This is a genomic window from Streptomyces sp. JLBJ103, from assembly GCF_058215575.1.
On sequence record NZ_CM177089.1, the window covers coordinates 6420889 to 6441496 of the forward strand.

General features: G+C 69.8%; 16 protein-coding genes. 8 read left to right on the forward strand and 8 right to left on the reverse strand.

Annotation, left to right across the window (positions count from 1 at the left end; translation table 11 throughout):
- The first annotated feature begins 2 nt into the window (after nucleotides 1-2).
- The gene (locus tag AC4BEG_RS28315) at nucleotides 3-854 is read left to right on the forward strand and encodes an amidohydrolase family protein (RefSeq protein WP_490702553.1); all 852 of its coding nucleotides are present in this window, start codon (nucleotides 3-5) and stop codon (nucleotides 852-854) included.
- Nucleotides 855-869: 15 nt separating this feature from the next.
- Here the strand turns inward: AC4BEG_RS28315 and AC4BEG_RS28320 are convergent, their stop codons facing one another.
- The 6 genes from AC4BEG_RS28320 to AC4BEG_RS28345 form a co-directional block, all read right to left on the reverse strand.
- Nucleotides 870-1541 (reverse strand): FadR/GntR family transcriptional regulator, encoded by a 672-nt coding sequence (locus AC4BEG_RS28320; protein ID WP_490702554.1) that lies wholly within the window; start codon nucleotides 1539-1541, stop codon nucleotides 870-872.
- 137 nt (nucleotides 1542-1678) lie between these two features.
- Nucleotides 1679-2149 carry a hypothetical protein gene (locus tag AC4BEG_RS28325; protein ID WP_490702555.1) on the reverse strand — a complete coding sequence of 157 codons (471 nt, stop codon included), beginning with the start codon at nucleotides 2147-2149 and terminating at the stop codon, nucleotides 1679-1681.
- Between the two features lie 269 nt (nucleotides 2150-2418).
- Complete coding sequence (locus AC4BEG_RS28330; RefSeq protein WP_490702556.1) at nucleotides 2419-4029, reverse strand: glycerol-3-phosphate dehydrogenase/oxidase; 1611 nt, start codon at nucleotides 4027-4029, stop codon at nucleotides 2419-2421.
- A 3-nt stretch (nucleotides 4030-4032) separates the two neighbouring features.
- Entirely contained in the window at nucleotides 4033-5580 is a 1548-nt protein-coding gene (gene glpK / locus AC4BEG_RS28335) for a glycerol kinase GlpK (protein ID WP_490702557.1), read from the reverse strand.
- Nucleotides 5581-5618: 38 nt separating this feature from the next.
- On the reverse strand, nucleotides 5619-6416 hold the full coding sequence (locus AC4BEG_RS28340) for an MIP/aquaporin family protein (protein WP_490702558.1): 798 nt from the start codon (nucleotides 6414-6416) through the stop codon (nucleotides 5619-5621).
- A gap of 254 nt (nucleotides 6417-6670) precedes the next feature.
- Entirely contained in the window at nucleotides 6671-7435 is a 765-nt protein-coding gene (locus AC4BEG_RS28345; protein WP_490702559.1) for an IclR family transcriptional regulator, read from the reverse strand.
- A gap of 293 nt (nucleotides 7436-7728) precedes the next feature.
- Here AC4BEG_RS28345 and metH point away from each other — a divergent pair, with 293 nt between their 5' ends.
- The 4 genes from metH (at nucleotide 7729) to AC4BEG_RS28365 (ending at nucleotide 15669) form a co-directional block, all read left to right on the forward strand.
- Nucleotides 7729-11238, forward strand: coding sequence for a methionine synthase (gene metH, locus AC4BEG_RS28350; protein ID WP_490702560.1), 3510 nt, complete (start codon nucleotides 7729-7731; stop codon nucleotides 11236-11238).
- Between the two features lie 138 nt (nucleotides 11239-11376).
- The gene (locus AC4BEG_RS28355) at nucleotides 11377-12078 is read left to right on the forward strand and encodes an HAD family hydrolase (protein WP_490702561.1); all 702 of its coding nucleotides are present in this window, start codon (nucleotides 11377-11379) and stop codon (nucleotides 12076-12078) included.
- 338 nt (nucleotides 12079-12416) lie between these two features.
- On the forward strand, nucleotides 12417-14021 hold the full coding sequence (locus tag AC4BEG_RS28360) for an ABC transporter substrate-binding protein (protein WP_490702562.1): 1605 nt from the start codon (nucleotides 12417-12419) through the stop codon (nucleotides 14019-14021).
- 55 nt (nucleotides 14022-14076) lie between these two features.
- Nucleotides 14077-15669, forward strand: a complete 1593-nt coding sequence (locus AC4BEG_RS28365) for an ABC transporter substrate-binding protein (protein ID WP_490702563.1) — start codon at nucleotides 14077-14079, stop codon at nucleotides 15667-15669.
- 111 nt (nucleotides 15670-15780) lie between these two features.
- Here the strand turns inward: AC4BEG_RS28365 and AC4BEG_RS28370 are convergent, their stop codons facing one another.
- A complete protein-coding gene (locus tag AC4BEG_RS28370) occupies nucleotides 15781-16452 on the reverse strand; it encodes a response regulator (protein ID WP_201881745.1) in 672 nt (223 codons plus the stop codon).
- 27 nt (nucleotides 16453-16479) lie between these two features.
- A complete protein-coding gene (locus AC4BEG_RS28375) occupies nucleotides 16480-17412 on the reverse strand; it encodes a RecB family exonuclease (RefSeq protein WP_490702564.1) in 933 nt (310 codons plus the stop codon).
- Nucleotides 17413-17540: 128 nt separating this feature from the next.
- On the opposite strand from AC4BEG_RS28375, the gene AC4BEG_RS28380 reads away from it, so the two are divergent.
- The 3 genes from AC4BEG_RS28380 to AC4BEG_RS28390 all read left to right on the forward strand — a co-directional run bounded on the left by AC4BEG_RS28380 (nucleotide 17541) and on the right by AC4BEG_RS28390 (nucleotide 20597).
- Entirely contained in the window at nucleotides 17541-18782 is a 1242-nt protein-coding gene (locus AC4BEG_RS28380) for a site-2 protease family protein (protein WP_490702565.1), read from the forward strand.
- 129 nt (nucleotides 18783-18911) lie between these two features.
- Entirely contained in the window at nucleotides 18912-19874 is a 963-nt protein-coding gene (locus tag AC4BEG_RS28385) for a tRNA (adenine-N1)-methyltransferase (RefSeq protein WP_490702566.1), read from the forward strand.
- A 126-nt stretch (nucleotides 19875-20000) separates the two neighbouring features.
- On the forward strand, nucleotides 20001-20597 hold the full coding sequence (locus tag AC4BEG_RS28390) for a hypothetical protein (protein WP_490702567.1): 597 nt from the start codon (nucleotides 20001-20003) through the stop codon (nucleotides 20595-20597).
- The last annotated feature ends 11 nt before the right edge of the window (nucleotides 20598-20608 follow it).

The window sequence follows — 20608 nt, forward strand, 5'->3', positions numbered from 1 at the left end:
CCGTGCCGCAGCGCATCGACGCCCACCACCACCTGTGGGACCTGACCCGCCGGGAGCAGCCGTGGATGGACGGCCCCTGGGCCGACCCCATCCGCCGCACCTTCACCGAGCACGACCTCGCGCCGCATCTGGACGCCCACGGGATCGGCGCCACCGTCCTCGTCCAGTCCAGCTCCTCCCTTCAGGAGACGCGTGAACTCCTCGCCCTGGCCAAGGGGTCGGACCGGATCGCGGGCGTCGTCGGCTGGGCCGATCTCACCGACCACCGGCTGCGCGAGGTGCTCGCCGCGCTGGCCGCCGGGCCCGGCGGCGACCGGCTGGTGGGCCTGCGCCACCAGGTGCAGGACGAGCCGGACCCACACTGGCTGTCGCGCGGGGACGTCCGCCGCGGGCTGGCCGCCGTGGCCGACGCGGGCCTGGTCTACGACCTGCTGGTCACCCCGCGCGAACTCCCCGCGGCCATCGACGCCGTACGCGAGCTGCCCGGACTCCGCTTCGTCCTGGACCATGCCGCCAAACCACCCGTCGCCGCCGGTGAACGCGACCCCTGGGGCTGGCAGCTGGCCGCGCTCGCCACCCTGCCCAACGTGGTGTGCAAACTCTCCGGCCTGGTCACCGAGGCGTCCTGGGACACCTGGCGGTCCGAGCAGATCCTGCCGTACGCCCGGCACGTACTGGACACGTTCGGGCCCGGCCGGGTGCTGTTCGGCTCCGACTGGCCGGTGTGCACCCTGGCCGCCTCGTACGACGAGGTGGTGGCCCTGGCGGAGCGGGCCGTGCTGCGGCTGACGGAGGACGAGCGCCACGCGGTCTTCGGCGGCACCGCGGCCGGGGTCTACGGGCTGAACGGCTGAATCACGGGCGGGGCCTCACAGCGTGGAGCGCAGCCACTGCTCGACGCTGGCGATGTGCACCGTCGCCCAGGAGCGCGCGGCCTCCGCGTCCCGGTCGCGCAGCGCGCCCAGGATCGCCCGGTGCTCGTGCAGGGTGCGGCTCACCGCGTCCTCCTGGGTCAGTCCGCGCCACACCCGGGCCCGGGTGGTGGGGCCGGAGAGCCCGTCGAGCAGCGAGCAGAGCACCTTGTTGCCCGACGCCTGGACGATGCCCCGGTGGAACTCCAGATCGCAGGCCACCAGCTCCTCCACCGACGGCTCCCGCCCCAGCGCGTCCAGCTGGGCGCTGAGCGCGTCCAGCTCGGTGTCGCTGATCCGGGTGCAGGCCAGCGCGGTGGCCGCGGGCTCCAGGATGCGGCGTACCGCGAGGAACTCCAGCACCGTGTCGTCCCGGTGGAAGTCGACGACGAAGCTCAGCGCCTCCAGCAGCAACTGGGGGTCCAGGCTGGTGACGTAGGTGCCGTCGCCCTGCCGTACGTCGAGGATCCGGATCAGTGACAGCGCCCGTACCGCCTCGCGCAGCGAGTTGCGGGACAGGCCGAGGTCGGCGGCGAGTTCACTCTCCTTGGGGAGGCGGTCTCCCGGGCGCAGCGCACCCGAGACGATCATGCCCTTGATTTTCTCGATCGCCTCGTCGGTGACCGCCATGGTGGACCTCCCGGAGCAAACATCCGATCTATGCGTCCATTATGGCGTGACGGGCCCGGTGGCGTCTGCCGAGAGCGCCACCGGGCCGCCGCCGGAGCCCGGCGAGGCTCACCGTGGCCGGGCGGAGCCGAACGGGCTCAGAAGGTGAACGGACCCGGCGACTGGGCCGAGGTGGCCTTGCAGTCCACCGTGATGATGCCGAAGACGACCAGCTTCAGGGACTTGGCCTCCAGTTTGTCGCCCGCCGCGACCGTACCCTTCAGCGGGCCGGTGGTGACATCGGAGTTGGCCGGAATGGCCGGGTTGGCGTTGCCGGTGAAGGTGGTGGTCCCCGAGCCGTTCTTCGACAGTGTCAGAGTGGACTTCACCGACCCGGCGGGCACGTCGACGGGCGTCTTGACCGCCGACGAGGACAGGGTGATGGTCGCGGAGGTGCCGCTCTGCGTGGCGACGAGTGTCGCCGATCCGGAGCCGAAGGTCCCGCAGTCGGCCGTGATGGTGGCGGTCGTGGGGGTGACCGCGGTGGCCGTCGGCGCCAGGGCGAGCGCTCCGGTGGCCAGTGCCGCTGTTCCCAGTGCCGTACTGATCCCGAGCGTGATACGTCTCATGAGGGTGCCTTCCGGTGTGGGGGAGGTGCGTGAAGCGGAATGTGCTGACTGCCCGTCAGAAGAGGGGGCGCTGTCATTGATGCGCGTGCCACCGAAGAAGGCAAGAGCGATCCCGTTGCTTTTTCGCCCCACCGGACCGGAGGGTATACGAGGCCCCCAACTGCCCCATGAGGGCAGTGAGTTGACGCGACTGGGAAAAGCCGGACGGCCGGGCGGAAGGAGAGTGTTCCTCCCGCCCGGCCGTCCGGGCCGGAAGCGGCCCGCGGGGGTCAGGCGCGCTTGGCCAGCAGGTCCTCGACCCGGCCCCGGATGTCGTCCGAGTCCAGACCGCGGATGGTGAGGGTGGTGCGGCGGCGCAGCACATCGTCCGCCGTCTCGGCCCACTCGTGGTCGCGGGCGTAGACCACCTGCGCCCAGATCTCCGGGGCGTCCGGGTGGATCCGCTTCGAGAGCGCCGGGTCGGCGCTGGCCAGCCGTGCGATGTCGAAGGAGAGCGAGCCGTAGTGGGTGGCCAGGTGGCGCGCGGTGTCGGCGGCCATCCGCGGGCCGGGGGTGCCACCGTCCACCAGCAGCCGGTGCTCCACGGCGTGCGGGTTGGCGATTCCCGGCAGCGGCATGTGCTTGGGCAGCTGCTTGACCGGCTCCATGTCGTCCGCGAGGGGACGGCCGGGCAGCTCGGCCAGCTTGTTCATCACGGTGCGGCCGATGTGCCGGAAGGTCGTCCACTTGCCGCCGGCTATGGACAGCATCCCGCCCTTGCCCTCGGTGACCACGGTCTCGCGCTTGGCCTTCGAGGTGTCGCCGGGGCCACCGGGCAGCACCCGCAGACCCGCGAAGGAGTAGGTGATCAGATCACGGGAGAGCTGCTGGTCGCGGATGGAGAACGCGGCCTCGTCCAGGATCTGGGTGATGTCCTTGTCGTTGACCGCGAGATCGGCCGGGTCGCCCTCGAACTCCTCGTCGGTGGTGCCCAGCAGCAGCATGTCCTCCCAGGGGAGGGCGAAGGTGATGCGGTACTTGTCGATCGGGGTCGCCAGCGCCGCCTTCCACGGCGAGGTGCGCTTGAGCACCAGGTGCGCGCCCTTGGACAGCCGGATCGACGGGGCCGCGCCCGGGTCCTCCATCCGGCGCAGGTGGTCCACCCAGGGGCCGGTGGCGTTGAGCACCAGCCGGGCGTTGACACCGAACTCGGTGCCGTCGGTGCGGTCCTTGAGGTCCGCGCCGGTGACCCGGCCGTCGGTCATCCGCAACCCGGTGACCTCGGCGTGGTTGAGCACGGTGGCACCGGCCTCGGCCGCCGCCCGGACCGTCATCAGGGCCATCCGGCTGTCGTTCATCTGGCCGTCGCCGTAGACCGCGACCGCCTTCAGGCCGTCGGTGCGCAGCTCCGGGACGTCACGTGCGGCCTTCTCGGCGCTGAGAACGTGGCCGACGCCGTCACGGAAGCCGGACAGCGCGGAGTAGGCGAAAACACCCGCGCCCAGCTTGGCCGCGCCGTGCGGACCGCCCTTGTAGACCGGCAGGTAGAAGGTGAGCGGGTTGGCCAGGTGCGGAGCGACGGTCCGGGAGACCGCGCGCCGCTCGAAGTGGTTCTCGGCGACCAGCTTGACCGCGCCCGTCTGGAGGTAGCGCAGGCCGCCGTGGAGCAGCTTGGAGGAGGCGGAGGAGGTGGCGCCGGCGAAGTCGCCGGCGTCCACCATCGCCACCCGCAGCCCGGACTGCGCGGCGTGCCAGGCAGTGGTGATGCCCAGGATGCCGCCGCCGATCACCAGGAGGTCGTAGGAAGCCTTGGACAGCTGTTCCCGGGTTTCGGCGCGGCCCGGGTTCGAACCGGCAGCCGGGTGCGTTCCGAGGGACGGAACGCTCTGCAGGGTGGTCATGTATTACTCCTCGTCCTCGATCCAGCCCATGGTCCGCTGCACGGCCTTGAGCCAGTTCTTGTACTCGCGGTCGCGTACGTCCGCGTCCATGCGGGGGGTCCATTCCGCGGCCCGGCGCCAGTTGGCGCGCAGGGCGTCGGTGTCGGGCCAGAAGCCGACGGCAAGACCGGCGGCGTAGGCCGCGCCGAGGCAGGTGGTCTCGGCGACCATCGGGCGCACCACGGGTGCGTCCAGGGCGTCCGCGAGGGTCTGCATCAGCAGATTGTTGGAGGTCATACCGCCGTCGACCTTGAGGGCGGTGAGCTCGACACCGGAGTCCTTGGTCATCGCGTCGACGATCTCGCGGGTCTGCCAGGCAGTGGCCTCGAGCACCGCGCGGGCGATGTGCGCCTTGGTGACATAGCGGGTCAGACCCGCGATGACACCGCGCGCGTCATCCCGCCAGTACGGGGCGAACAGACCGGAGAAGGCCGGTACGAAATAGGCGCCGCCGTTGTCGTCCACCGAGCTGGCCAGCGTCTCGATCTCGGCCGCGCTGTTGATCAGGCCCATCTGGTCCCGCATCCACTGCACCAGCGAACCGGTGACGGCGATGGAGCCCTCCAGGGCGTAGACCGGCTTCTGGTCGCCGATCCGGTAACCCACGGTGGTCAGCAGTCCGTTGTAGGAGTTGACCGGCTGGTCGCCGGTGTTCATCAGCAGGAAGGTGCCGGTGCCGTAGGTGGACTTGGCCTCGCCCTCGGCGAAGCAGGTCTGACCGAACAGGGCGGCCTGCTGGTCACCCAGCGCGGAAGCCACCGGCACACCCGCGAGGACACCGTCGGCCGTGTGGCCGTAGACCTCGGCGGAGGAGCGGATCTTCGGCAGCACCGCGGCCGGGATCCCCATCGAGGCGAGGATCTTCTCGTCCCAGTCGAGGGTGTGCAGATTCATCAGCATGGTGCGGGAGGCGTTGGTGACATCGGTGACGTGCACCCCGCCGTTGACCCCGCCGGTGAGGTTCCAGATGACCCAGGAATCCATCGTGCCGAAGAGGATGTCGCCGGACTCGGCGCGCTCGCGCAGCCCCTCGACGTTGTCGAGCAGCCAGCGGATCTTCGGGCCCGCGAAGTAGGACGCCAGCGGAAGGCCGGTCTCCCGGCGGAAGCGGTCCTGTCCGACGTTGCGGCCGAGCTCACGGCACAGGGTGTCGGTGCGGGTGTCCTGCCAGACGAGCGCGTTGTGCACCGGCTCACCGGTGTTCTTGTCCCACAGCAGGGTGGTCTCGCGCTGGTTGGTGATGCCGATCGCCTTGACGTCGGCGGCGGTGATCCCGGCCTTGGTGATGGCGCCGGTGACGACCTCCTGGACGTTCTCCCAGATCTCGGTCGCGTTGTGCTCGACCCAGCCCGGCTTGGGGAAGATCTGCTCGTGCTCCTTCTGGTCGACGGAGACGATGCGACCGTCGCGGTCGAAGACGATGCAGCGGCTGGAGGTCGTGCCCTGGTCGATGGCCGCGATGAACGGGCCGTGGCCGTGGGACGAGGCGCTGGTGGTGTGGGTGTCAGTCATGTTCGCTGGCTCTCCTGCGTTGTCTTGAGGGGTGGGGACTAGGCGAAGGCGATCTCATAGATACCGCCCGCGAGGGCACCGCCGAGGAGCGGGCCGACAACGGGGATCCATGCGTAGCCCCAGTCCGAGCCGCCCTTGTTGGGCAGCGGCAGGAGGGCGTGGGCGATGCGCGGGCCCAGGTCACGGGCCGGGTTGATGGCGTAGCCGGTGGGGCCGCCGAGCGAGAGACCGATGCCGACCACGACCAGCGCGGTGACGAGGACGCCGACGGGGCCCAGGCCGTTGCCCTCGTTGTTCAGACCCTGCGTGAGGATGGCGAGCACCAGGACGCTGGTGCCGATGATCTCCGTGAGGAGGTTCTGCACCGTGTTCCGGATCTCCGGGCCGGTGGAGAAGACTCCCAGGACCGGGCCCGCGCTGCTCGCGGCTTGCTTGGCATCGGCCGCGGCCGTGTCCTGCGCCCCCGGACCGCCGACGATCTCGCGGTCGGAGAGGTGTGCGTGGAACTGACCGAGGTAGGCGATCCAGACCAGGACCGCGCCGAGGAACGCACCGGTCATCTGGCCGGTGAGGTAGACCGGCACATCCTTCCACTCGGTGCCGCCGGTGAGGGCGAGGCCGAGGGTCACCGCCGGGTTGAGGTGTGCCTTGGAGAGCGGGGCCGATATGTACGCGGCGGTGAGGACGGCGAAGCCCCACCCGAAGGTGATGGCGAGCCATCCCGCGCCCAGCGCCTTGGAACGCTTCAAGACAACGCCGGCGACGACACCGCCGCCGAGCAGGATGAGAACGGCGGTACCGATGGTCTCGCCGATGAAGATGTCGGAGCTGGACATACCCGCGACTCCTTTGTCCTTCGTCCAGGGGAAGGCGAACCCCCGGGTCCCTCCGGTGGTCCGCGCCCTCAGGTGAGGGCGTTGGTCGGCCCGCGGCGAGTCCACCATAGCGAATATTGCCGTTAGGTGTTCGACAATGCCGACCGATGCACGGCAGTTTTCTTCACAGGGGAGACCTCGTCAAGGGTCGTGTGGCGGAAAAATCGCGGGGATGTGAAACCGTTGTGAACCGCTGCGGACCTGCGCGGACGTGATCAGAAGCGGCTGGCGCCGAGGTCCCGGGAGACGGCGCGGGCGCAGTCCCGGACGGCCGCCACGAGCTCCGAACGCAGTTCCCCGTCGTCGCACACCCGTTCCACCGCGCCGGTGATCCCCACCGCCCCCACCGGAAGCCGTCGGCGGTCGTGGATCGGGGCCGCGACCGACGCGACGCCCTCCCAGGTCTCCTCCACGTCGGAGCCCCAGCCCCGGGCCCGGGTGAGCGCGAGGACGCCTTCGAACTCCTCGGTCGCGGTCACCGTGTGCGGGGTGAACTCCTTGCGCTCGCCCTCGGCCGCCTCGCTGTGCGCCACCGGGTCGTAGGCGGAGAGCACCTTGCCCAGGGCGGTGGAGTGCAGCGGGTGCATGGCCCCGACCTCCAGCACCTGGCGGCTGTCGTCCGGGCGGAAGACGTGGTGGACGATGAGGACGCCCTGCTGGTGCACCACGCCCAGGTACACGCTCTCCCCGCTGGAGCGCGCGAGGTCGTCGGTCCACACCAGGGCGCGGGCGCGCAGCTCGTGGACGTCCAGATAGCTGTTGCCCAGGCGCAGCAGCTCCGCGCCGAGCTGATAGCGGCCCGACGCCTCGTCCTGCTCGACGAAGCCCTCGTGCTGGAGGGTGCGCAGGATGCCGTGTGCGGTGCCCTTGGCCAGCCCCAGGGTGGAGGCGATGTCGGACAGCCCAAGACGTCGCTCACCACCGGCGAGCAGGCGCAGCATCGCCGCGGCTCGCTCCAACGACTGGATGTTCCGGGCCATCGCCAACCTCCCGACCGTGTTCGACAATGCTGAACACTATCGGTCCATGCCGACGTTGCGGTACAGGAGGTCGGACGAAAATGATCAACCTCAGCCACAGCCTTCACAGCGGCCTCCACCGCACCCTCCGCCACATCCTCCACTGAGGCCGGGCGCGGGCCGGGCCCGGGGGTGCCGCGTCCCGGCAGATGAAACGGACATCGACGTTCCGCGCCCGGCGGCTACCCTGGCCTGGTGCGTCCCCTCGATGGGGGCGCAAAGCCGACAGCCGTCGCACCTCAGGGAGCCCATCCATGGCCTTGCACATGCCATCGCCCACATCCGCCGCCCGAGCCGACGCACTCCGCGAGGCCCTGGCCACCCGCGTGGTGGTCGCCGACGGCGCGATGGGGACGATGCTCCAGGCGCAGGAGCCCAGCCTCGACGACTTCGAGCAGCTCGAGGGCTGCAACGAGATCCTCAACCTCACCCGCCCCGACATCGTCCGCTCGGTCCACGCCGCCTACTACGAGGTCGGCGTCGACTGCGTCGAGACCAACACCTTCGGCGCCAACCACGCCGCCCTCGGCGAGTACGACATCGCCGACCGCGTCTACGAGCTGTCCGAGGCCGGTGCCCGGATCGCCCGCGAGGTGGCCGACGAGTTCGCCGCCGACGGACGCGACCGCTGGGTGCTGGGCTCGATGGGCCCCGGCACCAAGCTCCCCACCCTGGGCCACGCCCCCTACACCGTGCTGCGCGACGCCTTCCAGGCCAACGCCGAAGGCATGATCACCGGTGGGGCCGACGCCCTGCTGGTGGAGACCACCCAGGACCTGCTCCAGACCAAGGCCGCCGTCCTCGGCGCCCGCCGCGCGCTGGACGCCACCGGGGCGAACCTCCCGCTGATCTGCTCGGTCACCGTGGAGACCACCGGCACGATGCTGCTCGGCTCGGAGATCGGCGCGGCGCTGACCGCCCTGGAGCCGCTGGGCATCGACATGATCGGGCTCAACTGCGCCACCGGCCCGGCCGAGATGAGCGAGCATCTGCGCTATCTCGCCCGCCACTCGCGCATCCCCCTGTCCTGTATGCCCAACGCGGGGCTGCCGGTGCTCGGCAAGGACGGCGCCCACTACCCGCTCACCCCCGGCGAACTGGCCGACGCCCAGGAGACCTTCGTCCGCGAGTACGGCCTGTCCCTGGTGGGCGGCTGCTGCGGCACCACGCCCGAGCATCTGCGCCAGGTCGTGGAGCGTGTCCGCGGTCTGGTCCCCGGCGAGCGCGAACCGCGGCCCGAGCCGGGTGCCGCCTCGCTCTACCAGACCGTTCCGTTCCGCCAGGACACCTCGTATCTGGCCATCGGTGAGCGGACCAACGCCAACGGGTCCAAGAAGTTCCGCGAGGCCATGCTCGAGGGCCGCTGGGACGACTGCGTGGAGATGGCTCGGGACCAGATCCGTGAGGGCGCGCACATGCTCGACCTGTGCGTGGACTACGTGGGCCGGGACGGGGTGGCCGACATGGCGGAGCTGGCGGGGCGTTTCGCCACCGCCTCCACCCTGCCGATCGTGCTGGACTCCACCGAGGTCGATGTGATCCAGGCCGGTCTGGAGAAGCTGGGCGGCCGTGCGGTCATCAACTCGGTCAACTACGAGGACGGCGACGGACCGGACTCCCGCTTCGCCAGGGTGACCCGGCTCGCCCAGGAGCACGGCGCCGCGCTGTTGGCACTCACCATCGACGAGGAGGGCCAGGCCCGTACCGTCGAGAAGAAGGTCGAGATCGCCGAGCGGATCATCGCCGATCTGACGGGCAACTGGGGCATCCATGAGTCCGACATCCTCATCGACTGCCTCACCTTCACCATCTGCACCGGCCAGGAGGAGTCCCGCAAGGACGGCGTGGCCACCATCGAGGCCATCCGCGAACTCAAGCGCCGCCACCCCGACGTCCAGACCACCCTGGGGCTGTCGAACATCTCCTTCGGCCTCAACCCGGCCGCCCGGATCGTGCTCAACTCCGTCTTCCTGGACGAGTGTGTGAAGGCGGGCCTGGACTCCGCCATCGTCCACGCGTCGAAGATCCTGCCCATCGCGCGGCTGGAGGAGGAGCAGGTGCAGGTCGCCCTGGACCTGATCCACGACCGCCGCCGTGAGGGCTATGACCCGCTCCAGAAGCTCCTGGAACTCTTCGAGGGCGTCGACACCAAGTCCATGAAGGCGGGCAAGGCCGAGGAGCTGCTGGCCCTTCCGCTGGAGGAGCGCCTCAAGCGGCGCATCATCGATGGTGAGCGCAACGGTCTGGAAGCAGATCTGGACGAGGCCCTCCAGACCCGTAAGGCCCTGGACATCGTCAACGAGACGCTGCTGGACGGTATGAAGGTGGTCGGTGAGCTGTTCGGCTCCGGCCAGATGCAGCTGCCGTTCGTGCTCCAGTCCGCCGAGGTCATGAAGACGGCGGTGGCCCATCTGGAGCCGCATATGGAGAAGTCGGATGCGGAGGGCAAGGGCACCATCGTGCTCGCCACTGTCCGCGGCGACGTCCATGACATCGGCAAGAACCTGGTGGACATCATCCTGTCCAACAACGGCTACAACGTGGTCAACCTCGGTATCAAGCAGCCCGTTTCCGCGATCCTGGAGGCCGCCGAGGAGCACCGCGCGGATGTCATCGGCATGTCCGGGCTGCTGGTGAAGTCCACGGTGATCATGAAGGAGAACCTGGAGGAGCTCAACCAGCGCAAGCTGGCCGCCGACTACCCGGTCATCCTCGGCGGCGCCGCCCTCACCCGGGCCTATGTCGAACAGGACCTGCACGAGCTCTACGAGGGCGAGGTGCGCTACGCCCGCGACGCCTTCGAGGGCCTGCGGCTGATGGACGCCCTGATCGCCGTCAAGCGCGGCGTCCCCGGCGCCGTCCTCCCCGAGCTCAAGCAGCGCCGCGTCCCCCGCCGCGAGGCCGTCCAGGTGCGGGAGCCGGAGCCGGACGAGGGGCCGGTGCGCTCCGATGTGGCCATCGACAACCCGGTGCCGACGCCGCCCTTCTGGGGCACCCGCGTGGTCAAGGGCATCCAGCAGGCCGACTACGCCTCCTGGCTGGACGAGGGCGCGCTGTTCAAGGGGCAGTGGGGGCTGAAGCAGGCCCGTACCGGCGACGGGCCCGGCTACGAGGAGCTGGTGGCGACCGAGGGCCGTCCGCGGCTGCGCGGTCTGCTGGACAAGCTGCACACCGAGAACCTGCTGGAGGCGGCCGTCGTCTACGGCTACTTCCCGTGTGTCTCCAAGGGTGACGACCTGGTGCTGCTAAACGAGGACGGCAGTGAACGCACCCGCTTCACCTTCCCCCGCCAGCGCCGCGGACGGCGGCTCTGCCTGGCGGACTTCTTCCGCCCCGAGGAATCCGGCGAGACCGATGTCGTCGGCCTCCAGGTCGTCACCGTCGGCTCCAGGATCGGCGAAGCCACCGCCGAACTCTTCGAGTCCGACGCCTACCGCGACTACCTCGAGCTCCACGGCCTGTCGGTCCAGCTCGCCGAGGCGCTGGCCGAGTACTGGCACGCCCGCGTCCGCGCCGAACTCGGCTTCGCCGGCGAGGACCCCGGCGAGATCGAGGACATGTTCGCGCTGAAGTACCGCGGCGCCCGCTTCTCCCTCGGCTACGGCGCCTGCCCCGACCTGGAGGACCGCGCCAAGATCGCCGAACTCCTCCAGCCCGAGCGCATCGGCGTGAAGCTCTCCGAGGAGTTCCAGCTGCACCCCGAGCAGTCCACGGACGCCATCGTCATCCACCACCCCGAGGCCAAGTACTTCAACGCACGGTGACGGCCGCGGGACCGCCCGCGAGCGGCCATGAGGCGCCGCGCGGCGGCACGTCGTAAACTGGTCGATCCGGTAGAGGCCGGTCGCCTTCCGTCCATGGGAGGAGACCGGCCTTCGTGCCCCGTATCCGGAGGTGTTTGGATGACCAGCAGCATCCCCGTCGTCACTGCCCGTACGGCCGAAGGATCCGCTCTGCAAGCCGTTCTGCTCGACATGGACGGCACCCTGGTCGACACCGAGGGCATCTGGTGGGACGCAGAGGTCTCGATCTTCGCCGAGCTCGGCCACGCACTGGCCGAGGAGTACCGCCACGTCGTCGTCGGCGGTCCGATGACCCGCAGCGCCTCCTTCCTGATCGAGGCCACCGGCGCCGATATCGCGCTGGCGGAGCTCACCGGCCTGCTGAACAGCCGCTTCACCGAGCTGATCGACGGCACCGTGCCGATGCTGCCCGGAGCGCGCAGGCTGCTCACCGAGCTGGCCGCGCACGGCGTCCCGACCGCTCTGGTCTCCGCCTCGCACCGGCGGGTGATGGACCGGGTGCTGCGCTCGCTGGGACCCGAGCACTTCGCCCTGACGGTCGCGGGCGACGAGATCGCACGGACCAAGCCGCACCCCGACCCGTATCTCTTCGCCGCCGCCGAACTGGCCGCCCACCCGTCCCGCTGTGTGGTGGTCGAGGACACCTCGACCGGGGTGCGGGCGGCCGAGGCGGCGGGCTGCCAGGTGGTGGCGGTTCCGTCCGTGGTGCCGATCGAACCCGCGGCGGGCCGTACGGTCGTCGGATCGCTCGAAGAAGTCGATCTCCCTTTTCTTCAAGCCCTGGTCACGGGAATGCACTGATCGCATACTGAGCGTATTTCTGTACATTGCAGATTGAATAACGCGCGGGTCTTTTCCCTCGTGGACGGCGACATAACGAGCGTGATGTTTATCACTGAACGTGCCGTCGACACGCGGGGTGGGTCTATGCTGCGCGCCCCGTCTGATGCGGTTTGCGTACGCCCTTGTGTCCGGATTGGTGACATGCCGTACGAAACGCGACCGCGTCCGCATATCGGTCCGTCGTTGCTCGTTATCGGGGCGTGATATTGCCTCAACTTCGTTGTGCCTCAGCATGGCTGGCGCCGCGGACTAATCTCGTCGCGAGTGGTTGATCGATCGCAGGGAGACTCCCGACAATGAAGCGCAAGTCGCTGGTGCTGCCGGCCGTGGCGGGCCTACTGATGTCAGCGCTCACCGCGTGCGGCGGTACCGACGGCTCGGGGTCGGACGGTGATGCGCTCGTCCTGGGCAGTACGGACGGGATCGAGGCCACCAAGGAGGCCCCCGCGCCCCTGGATCCGGACCTCGCCTATGACTTCGCCTCCTGGAGCGTCCTGCACAACACCTTCCAGACGCTGATGCGGCTGCCCCGCTCGGGCACCGAACCGATCCCCGACGCCGCCGAGAAGTGCGGCTTCCAGGACCGGCAGAGCGAGCAGTACCGCTGCACCCTGCGCAGCGGACTGAAGTTCTCCAACGGCCACGCGCTCACCTCCGAGGACGTCAAGTTCTCCCTCGAGCGCATCCTGCGCATCAACAACCGCAACGGTCCGGTCTCCCTGCTCTCCAACGTGGACAAGGTCGAGACCCCCAACGACCGCGAGGTGGTCATCCACCTCGCCTCCCCGGACGCCACCTTCCCCTCCAAGCTGACCACCCCGGCCGCGGCCATCCTCGACAGCGAGGTCTATGAGCCGGACCGGCTCCACAAGGGCTTCGAGATGGTGGGCTCGGGTCCGTACGAGGCCAAGACCGAGGTGCGCGACAACCGGCTGGTCAAGGTCAACTTCACCAAGAACCCGCACTACACGGGCGATGCCGAGCCCAAGGCCGACAAGGTCGAGATGCGTTTCTACAAGACCTCGGCGGAGCTGGAGCGGGCGCTGGCCAAGGGCGATGTCGATGTGGTCCACCGCGGCTTCTCACCCGACCAGATCGACCGGCTGAACCGCGGGAAGGTCAAGGGCGTCCGGCTCTTCGAGGCGTCCGGCCAGGGCATCCGCTACCTGGGCTTCAACACCGCCGACCCGTCGGTGAAGAACAAGGCGATACGCCAGGCGATGGCCCACCTCGTCGACCGGCAGGCCCTGGTGCGCGATGTGTACAAGCGCACCGGCGTGCCCCTCTACTCGCTGATCCCGTCCAGCGTCACCACGCACACCAACTCCTTCCACAACGAGTACGGCGACCCCGACCCCGCCGCCGCCCGCCGGGTGCTGCGCCAGGCCGGGATCCACACCCCGGTGAAGCTGACGATGACGTACACCACCGACCACTACGGTCCGGAGACCGCGCAGGAGTTCAAGGAGCTGAAGCGGCAGCTCAACGCCAGCGGTCTGTTTGCCATCAAGATCAAGGGTGTGCGGTGGGCGGAGTTCCGCCCCAAGCTCATCAAGCGCGAGTACCCCGTCTACGGCATGGGCTGGCTGCCGGACTTCCCGGACCCGGACAACTACATCGCGCCGTTCCTGACCAAGGACAACTTCCTCAACTCGCCCTACCGCAACAGCGTGATCCAGGACGAGCTGATCCCCAAGACGCGGCAGGAAGCGCAGCGCTCTCTGGCCTCCAAGGACTTCCAGTCCATCCAGAACGCCGTCGCCGACGATGTCCCCTACCTGCCGCTGTGGCAGGGAAACACGTATGTGGCCGCCCGGGAGAACATCACCGGCGTGGAGTACGCATACGACTCCTCGACCACGCTCCAGCTCTGGGAGCTCGGGCGTGGCGCCGGGGGCTGACCCCAAACCGACGGGGGCAGAGTGAGAACACGACGAAACTGTGAGGAACCAATCCGTGAGGAAACGTGACCAGTGGCTGGCAGCCCCCCTCGGGGCGGGGCTGGCCGCCGCCCTGCTGACCGGCTGCGGAAGCGAGGACGGTGACGCCGCCGACGGCGGTAAGCACGTGGTCATGGGGATGTCGGACGAGGTGCTCGCCACCGACCCGGCATCCGGCTACGACCCCGGCTCCTGGCTGCTGTTCAACAACGTGTTCCAGTCACTGCTGAGCTTCCCCAAGGGCAGCACCACCCCGCAGCCGGAGGCCGCGGAGACGTGCAGCTTCAAGGACAACGCCAGCCGGGTCTACACCTGCACGCTCAGGAACGACCTGAAGTTCTCCAACGGGCACCCGCTGACCTCCGAGGACGTCAAGTTCTCCTTCGAGCGCACCCTGCGGATCAACGACAAGAACGGTCCGGCGCTGATGTTCGCCTCCATCGGGTCCATCAAGACCCCGGACAAGCGGACCGTGGTGTTCAACCTGAAGCAGGCGGACGCCACCTTCCCGCAGAAGATCGCCTCGGGCGCCGGCTCCATCGTCGACCACCAGGAGTACCCGGCCGACAAGCTGCGCACCGACAACCAGGCGGTCGGCTCCGGTGTCTACACCCTGAAGTCGTACGACAAGACCAAGGCCGACTTCGCCGTCAACGAGGGCTACAAGGGCCCCGCCGAGGCCAAGAACACCGGGCTGACCATGAAGTTCTTCCACGGCGAGCAGCAGCGGCTCAAGAGCGCCGTGGAGCACGGCGATGTGGACCTCGCCTACCGCGGACTGGCCATGAAGGACCTCGCCGACCTCCAGGCGCGCAGCGTCGGCGGCAAGAGCCTGGACGTGGTCGAGGGCACCGGCGCCGAGGTCCAGCACCTGATCTTCAACATGAAGGACCCGGTGGCGGGCAAGCGCGGGGTGCGCAAGGCCATCGCCTACCTCGTCGACCGCAGCACCCTGGTGCGCGACGTCTACAAGCGCACCGCCGAACCGCTGTACTCGGTCGTCCCGGCCGGAATCACCGGCCACAACACGGCCTTCTACGACAAGTACGGCGACCGGCCGCAGCCCGCCAAGGCCAAGCAGGCCCTGCGGGAGGCGGGCATCTCCGGCAAGGTCAAGCTGACCCTGTGGGGCACCCCGATCCGCTACGGCCCCGGCACCGTCCCCGGGCTGCGCGCGATCGCCAAGCAGCTCAACGCCAGCGGGCTGTTCGACGTCGATGTGAAGAGCACCGACGTCAAGTCCTACGAGAAGGGCGTCGCGGACGGGAAGTACGCCGTGTACGTCAAGGGCTGGGTCCCGGACTACCCGGACCCGGACAACTTCGTCGCGCCGTTCTTCGGTGACGACAACGTCCTGGCCAACCACTACACCTCGGCGCTGCTCACCGGTCAGCTGATACCGGCCACCGCCGAGCAGCCCAGCCGCTCGGCCACGGTCGGCGACTACCAGCGGATACAGGACATCGTCGCCGACGATGTGCCCATGCTCCCGCTGTGGCAGGGCAAGCAGTACGCGGTGGCCCAGAACTCCATCTCCGGGCTTCAGTGGACGCTCGACTCGTCCACCGTCTTCCGCTTCTGGGAGATCAGCAAGTCGCCCCAGGACTGACGACGCGGGCGTCCGCCCCGGCTGCCCGCAGGGCGCCGGGGCGGAGCACCGAGGAGTTCCGGCTGTGCTGTGCGGAAGACCCCGGCGGTACCGGCCAGTTGACGCGTCCGGCTACTGCGCGCCGGGGCGGACCAGTCCGCTCTCGTAGGCGTAGACGGCCGCCTGGACCCGGTCTCGCAGACCCAGCTTGGTCAGCACATGGCCGACATGGGTCTTCACCGTGGTCTCGCTGACGAACAGATCCGCGGCGATCTCCGCGTTGGACAGCCCCCGGGCCACCAGCTTCAGCACCTCGACCTCGCGCTCGGTGAGGGTGTGCAGGGTGTCCGGCACCGGTTCCTCGCCGGAGGGCAGATGCCCGGCGTACTTGTCCAGCAGCCGCCGGGTGATGCTCGGCGCGAGCATCGCCTCGCCCGCCGCCACCACCCGGATCGCCTGCACCAGCTCGGTGGCGGGCGCGTCCTTGAGCAGAAAGCCGCTGGCCCCCGCGCGGAGCGCCTCCACCACGTACTCGTCCAGGTCGAAGGTGGTCAGCACCAGCACCTTGGCCGGGCCGTCCCGTCCGGGGCCGGTGATCTGACGGGTCGCCTCCACGCCGTCCATCCGGGGCATCCGGATGTCCATGAGCACCACATCGGGTTGCAGGGCGCGTACTTGGTCCAGAGCTTGCAGACCGTCCCCCGCCTCACCGACGACCGCGAGCTCCTGCTCCGCCTCGAGGATCATCCGGAAACCGGTGCGCAGCAGCGGCTGGTCATCGACCAGTAGGACACGGATTGCCACGGGATCTCCTTCGCTCGGCCGGACCCATTATCCCGAAGCCGTCCCGGGGGACGGAAAGGGGATGATCGGCAGGGGATAGGGCGGGGGAGTACCGCCGAATTCCGGACAATGGGCCTGATGGTCACACCAGCCGCACAGCTTGGTCTGCCGGGGCAGGAAAGTGCCGGACTCGGTGGCCCGCCGGATCGCCTCCCACAGGGCCAGCAGCTTGCGCTCCACCGCCCGCAGATCGCCCTCGTCCGGGTCGTAGCTCAGCACATCGCCGCTGCCCAGGTAGACCAGCTGGAGGCGGCGCGGCACCGTGCCGCGCAGCCGCCACAGCACCAGGGCGTAGAACTTCATCTGGAACAGCGCCTCCGCCGAGTACTGCGGGGCGGGGGCCTTGCCGGTCTTGTAGTCGACGATCCGGATCTCGCCGGTGGGGGCGATGTCCACGCGGTCGATGATCCCGCGCAGGGTCAGCCCGGACTCCAGCTCGGTCTCCACGAACAGCTCGCGCTCGGCGGGCTCCAGCCGTGGCGGGTCCTCCAGCGAGAACCAGCGCTCCACCAGCCGCTCGGCTTCCGCCAGCCACTCGGCCAGCCGCTCCGGGGCCGGCCCGCTCGCGCCGCCCTCACCGCCGCTGTCGCCACCATCGCTATCGTCGTCGTCCTGGAACAGCTCCGCCAGCTCCGGCCGGTCTGTGAGCAGCCGCTCCCACTCACCCGGCACCAGCGCCCGGGCGCGCGGGGCGGTGCGCTCGGCCGCCGGCGCGTCGAAGAGCCTCTCCAGCACGGCGTGCACCACCGTGCCTCGGGTCGCTGCCGCACTCGGCTTCTCCGGCAGTTTGTCGATCACCCGGAAGCGGTACAGCAAAGGGCACCGCATGAAGTCGGACGCCCGTGACGGCGACAGCGACGCGGAGCGGTCGGACTGCGGTGGTCCGTCCGTCTGTTCGGCCTTCCCGGTGGTGGTTCCCATGGCGAAGACCCTACGGCCCGCCACCGACAGCCGGACGCATACCATCGACGTCCGAGCCCCTGGCACTGCATGATCGTGGGGACCGTATCAAAACTGGGTGCGACCGACGCATCCGACGAGGGGACACCGTGGACAACAGCGGGCAGCCGCAGTCCGACAGCGGGGGATCGGACCGCACGACCGAGCCGGAGGCCGGTAAACCGCAGCGCCCACGGGAGTCGGGCGGTGGCATCCTGATGGGCCGGCCCTTCGGCGTACCCGTTTACGTATCGCCCAGCTGGTTCCTGGTCGCCGCCCTGATCACCTGGGTCTTCGGTGAACAGCTCGAGCGCGTCCTGCCCGAGCTCGGTGCCGCACGCTATCTGGTCTCGCTCTTCTTCGCCGTGGCCTTCTACGCCTCCGTGCTGGTGCACGAACTGGCGCACACGGTGGCCGCGCTCCGCTTCAAGCTGCCCGTGCGCCGGATCCAGCTCCAGTTCTTCGGCGGCGTCTCGGAGATCGAGAAGGAGTCCGAGACCCCCGGCCGGGAGTTCGTCCTCGCCTTTGTCGGTCCGCTGCTCTCCCTGGTCCTCTCCGGCGTCTTCTACCTCGGCATGCTGCTGGTGGAGCCCGGCACGGTGCCCGGAGTGCTGCTCGCGGGCCTGATGATCTCCAACCTGATCGTGGCCGCCTTCAACCTGCTCCCCGGGCTGCCACTGGACGGCGGGCGGATGCTGCGCGCCGTGGTCTGGAAGCTCAGCGGCAAGCCCATGACCGGCACTGTCGCCGCCGCCTGGAGCGGCCGGGCGCTGGCCGTCGCGGTGCTGGTCGGTCTGCCGCTGCTCACCCAGGCCGGCGGCCTCGGCGGTGAGCCGGAGAACTTCGGCAGCGTGAGCTCGCTCACCGACGCGCTGCTCGCCGCCATACTGGCCGCGATCATCTGGACCGGTGCGGGCAACAGCCTGCGGATGGCCAGGCTGCGGGAGCGGCTGCCGGATCTGCGCGCCCGTACGCTCACCCGCCGCGCCGTCCCGGTCGAGGGCGACACCCCGCTCTCGGAGGCGCTGCGCCGGGCCAACGAGGCCGGGGCCCGCGCCCTCGTCGTCGTGGACGCGCACGGCACTCCGACCGCCGTGGTGCGCGAGGCGGCCATCGTCGGCGTCCCCGAGCACCGCCGCCCCTGGGTCGCGGTCAGCGGTCTGGCCCAGGACCTCAAGGACGGGATGCGGGTCTCCGCCGAGCTGACCGGCGAGGAGCTGCTGGACACCCTGCGGGCCACCCCCGCCACCGAGTACCTGGTGATCGAGGAGACCGGCGAGATCTTCGGCGTGCTGTCCACGGCCGACGTCGAGCGCGCCTTCGTCGCCGCCATGGCCCGTACGCCCTCCTGAGGCACGCTCGCGGCCTCTCCCGGAGGCTCGCCCGCCGCCGGGCACCGGAATCTCGCCCAGACGTCCGTCCCGGCGTCGGCGGGAGCCCTGCGGTCCCGGGCAGGGGCGGGCGCCCGGTAGGCTGTTCACATGTCCGAACCGACCGGTGCCGCCCGCCGTCGCGGGCCCTTCCAGGTCGGGGACCAGGTCCAGCTCACCGATCCCAAGGGACGCCACTACACCTTCACGCTCGAGGCCGGGAAGAACTTCCACACCCACAAGGGTTCCTTCCCCCACGACGAGCTGATCGGCGCCCCTGAGGGAACCGTCGTGCGCACCACGGGAAACGTCGCGTATCTCGCGCTGCGCCCCCTGCTCCCCGACTATGTCCTGTCCATGCCACGCGGTGCCGCCGTGGTCTACCCCAAGGACGCGGGGCAGATCCTGGCGATGGCCGACATCTTCCCCGGCGCGCGGGTCGTCGAGGCGGGCGTCGGCTCCGGCTCGCTCTCCACGTTCCTGCTGCGGGCCATCGGCGACCAGGGCATGCTGCACTCCTACGAGCGCCGGGCCGACTTCGCCGAGATCGCCTCCCAGAACGTCGAGCGCTACTTCGGCTCCCCGCACCCCGCCTGGCGGCTGACCGTCGGCGACCTCCAGGACAATCTGTCCGACACCGATGTCGACCGCGTCATCCTGGACATGCTCGCCCCCTGGGAGTGCCTGGAGGCCGTCTCCAAGGCGCTCGTCCCCGGCGGCATCCTGTGCGCCTACGTCGCCACCACCACCCAGCTCGCCCGGACCGTCGAGGCCATCCGCGAGCACGGCACCTTCAACGAGCCGTCGGCCTGGGAGACCATGGTCCGCACCTGGCACGTCGAAGGGCTGGCGGTACGCCCCGACCACCGGATGATCGGCCACACCGGATTCCTGCTCACCGCCCGCCGCCTCGCGGACGGTGTGGAGCCGCCGCTGCGCCGCCGCCGCCCCGCCAAGGGCGCCTACGGTGAGGACTACACGGGCTACGGCGCCACCGGGAAGGACACCGCCGCCACGGGCGGCACGAAGAGCGCCGCCGAGGAGGGCCAGGACACCGCCTCCGGGCGCTCCTGACGGCCCCGCCGGACCACGTTTCCGGCATCAACGCCCCGGCGCGGCCGCCGACTTCCCCTCGCGGGACGGTGGCCGCGCCGTGTGAGATGTGGCACCATGCGGGGCACCCCTCGCCTCAGCTCTCACATGGAGTCATCCCGCGTGCAGCCTCTGGGCCCGGATCTCGCGCACACCCATCCCCGTCCGGTGCACTGGCTCGCGACCGCGGCCGCCGTCGCCGCGGTCGTCGCCGGATCATCATTCCTCCAGCCGTCGGGCGCCAAGGCCACCACCAGCGCGCCGCATGCCGCGGCCGCCAAGGCCCCCGATCCCCGCGCGGCGCGGTATCCGATGGACTGCGGCGGGGCCCGGCCGGATGTGGTGGACCGGGGCTCGGGAGATCTGGACGGGGACGGGCGGCCGGAGACCGTCGCGGTGGTGCGCTGTCATTCGGCGACCGGTACCCCGCCCAGCGGCGTCTATGTCCTGTCGTCCGCGGAACGTGCCGACGGCCAGGGCGGCAAGGGCGCCGCGCCCCGGATCGTGGCCACGTTCGTGGATCCCGAGGAGGGCATGAGCATCCGGGATTTCGCGGTACGCGGAAAGAAGGTTTCGGCCACCCTGCTGGGATACTCCTCGACGAAGGTCCCGCGGTGCTGCCCGGATCTGCAACGCCAGGTCAACTGGCGGTGGCGGGACGGCAAGTTCGTACTCAAGGCGCTGCCGGTCCCGGGGAGTGTGTGATCGGTTACGGG

Bases quoted from the DNA above. Each gene is read 5' to 3' on its own strand.
- AC4BEG_RS28320 (WP_490702554.1), bottom strand. From the start codon at position 1,541: ATGGCGGTCACCGACGAGGCGATCGAGAAAATCAAGGGCATGATCGTC.
- AC4BEG_RS28325 (WP_490702555.1), bottom strand. From the start codon at position 2,149: ATGAGACGTATCACGCTCGGGATCAGTACGGCACTGGGAACAGCGGCA.
- AC4BEG_RS28330 (WP_490702556.1), bottom strand. From the start codon at position 4,029: ATGACCACCCTGCAGAGCGTTCCGTCCCTCGGAACGCACCCGGCTGCC.
- glpK (WP_490702557.1), bottom strand. From the start codon at position 5,580: ATGACTGACACCCACACCACCAGCGCCTCGTCCCACGGCCACGGCCCG.
- AC4BEG_RS28340 (WP_490702558.1), bottom strand. From the start codon at position 6,416: ATGTCCAGCTCCGACATCTTCATCGGCGAGACCATCGGTACCGCCGTT.
- AC4BEG_RS28345 (WP_490702559.1), bottom strand. From the start codon at position 7,435: ATGGCCCGGAACATCCAGTCGTTGGAGCGAGCCGCGGCGATGCTGCGC.
- metH (WP_490702560.1), top strand. From the start codon at position 7,729: ATGGCCTTGCACATGCCATCGCCCACATCCGCCGCCCGAGCCGACGCA.
- AC4BEG_RS28355 (WP_490702561.1), top strand. From the start codon at position 11,377: ATGACCAGCAGCATCCCCGTCGTCACTGCCCGTACGGCCGAAGGATCC.
- AC4BEG_RS28360 (WP_490702562.1), top strand. From the start codon at position 12,417: ATGAAGCGCAAGTCGCTGGTGCTGCCGGCCGTGGCGGGCCTACTGATG.
- AC4BEG_RS28375 (WP_490702564.1), bottom strand. From the start codon at position 17,412: ATGGGAACCACCACCGGGAAGGCCGAACAGACGGACGGACCACCGCAG.
- AC4BEG_RS28385 (WP_490702566.1), top strand. From the start codon at position 18,912: ATGTCCGAACCGACCGGTGCCGCCCGCCGTCGCGGGCCCTTCCAGGTC.
- AC4BEG_RS28390 (WP_490702567.1), top strand. From the start codon at position 20,001: ATGGAGTCATCCCGCGTGCAGCCTCTGGGCCCGGATCTCGCGCACACC.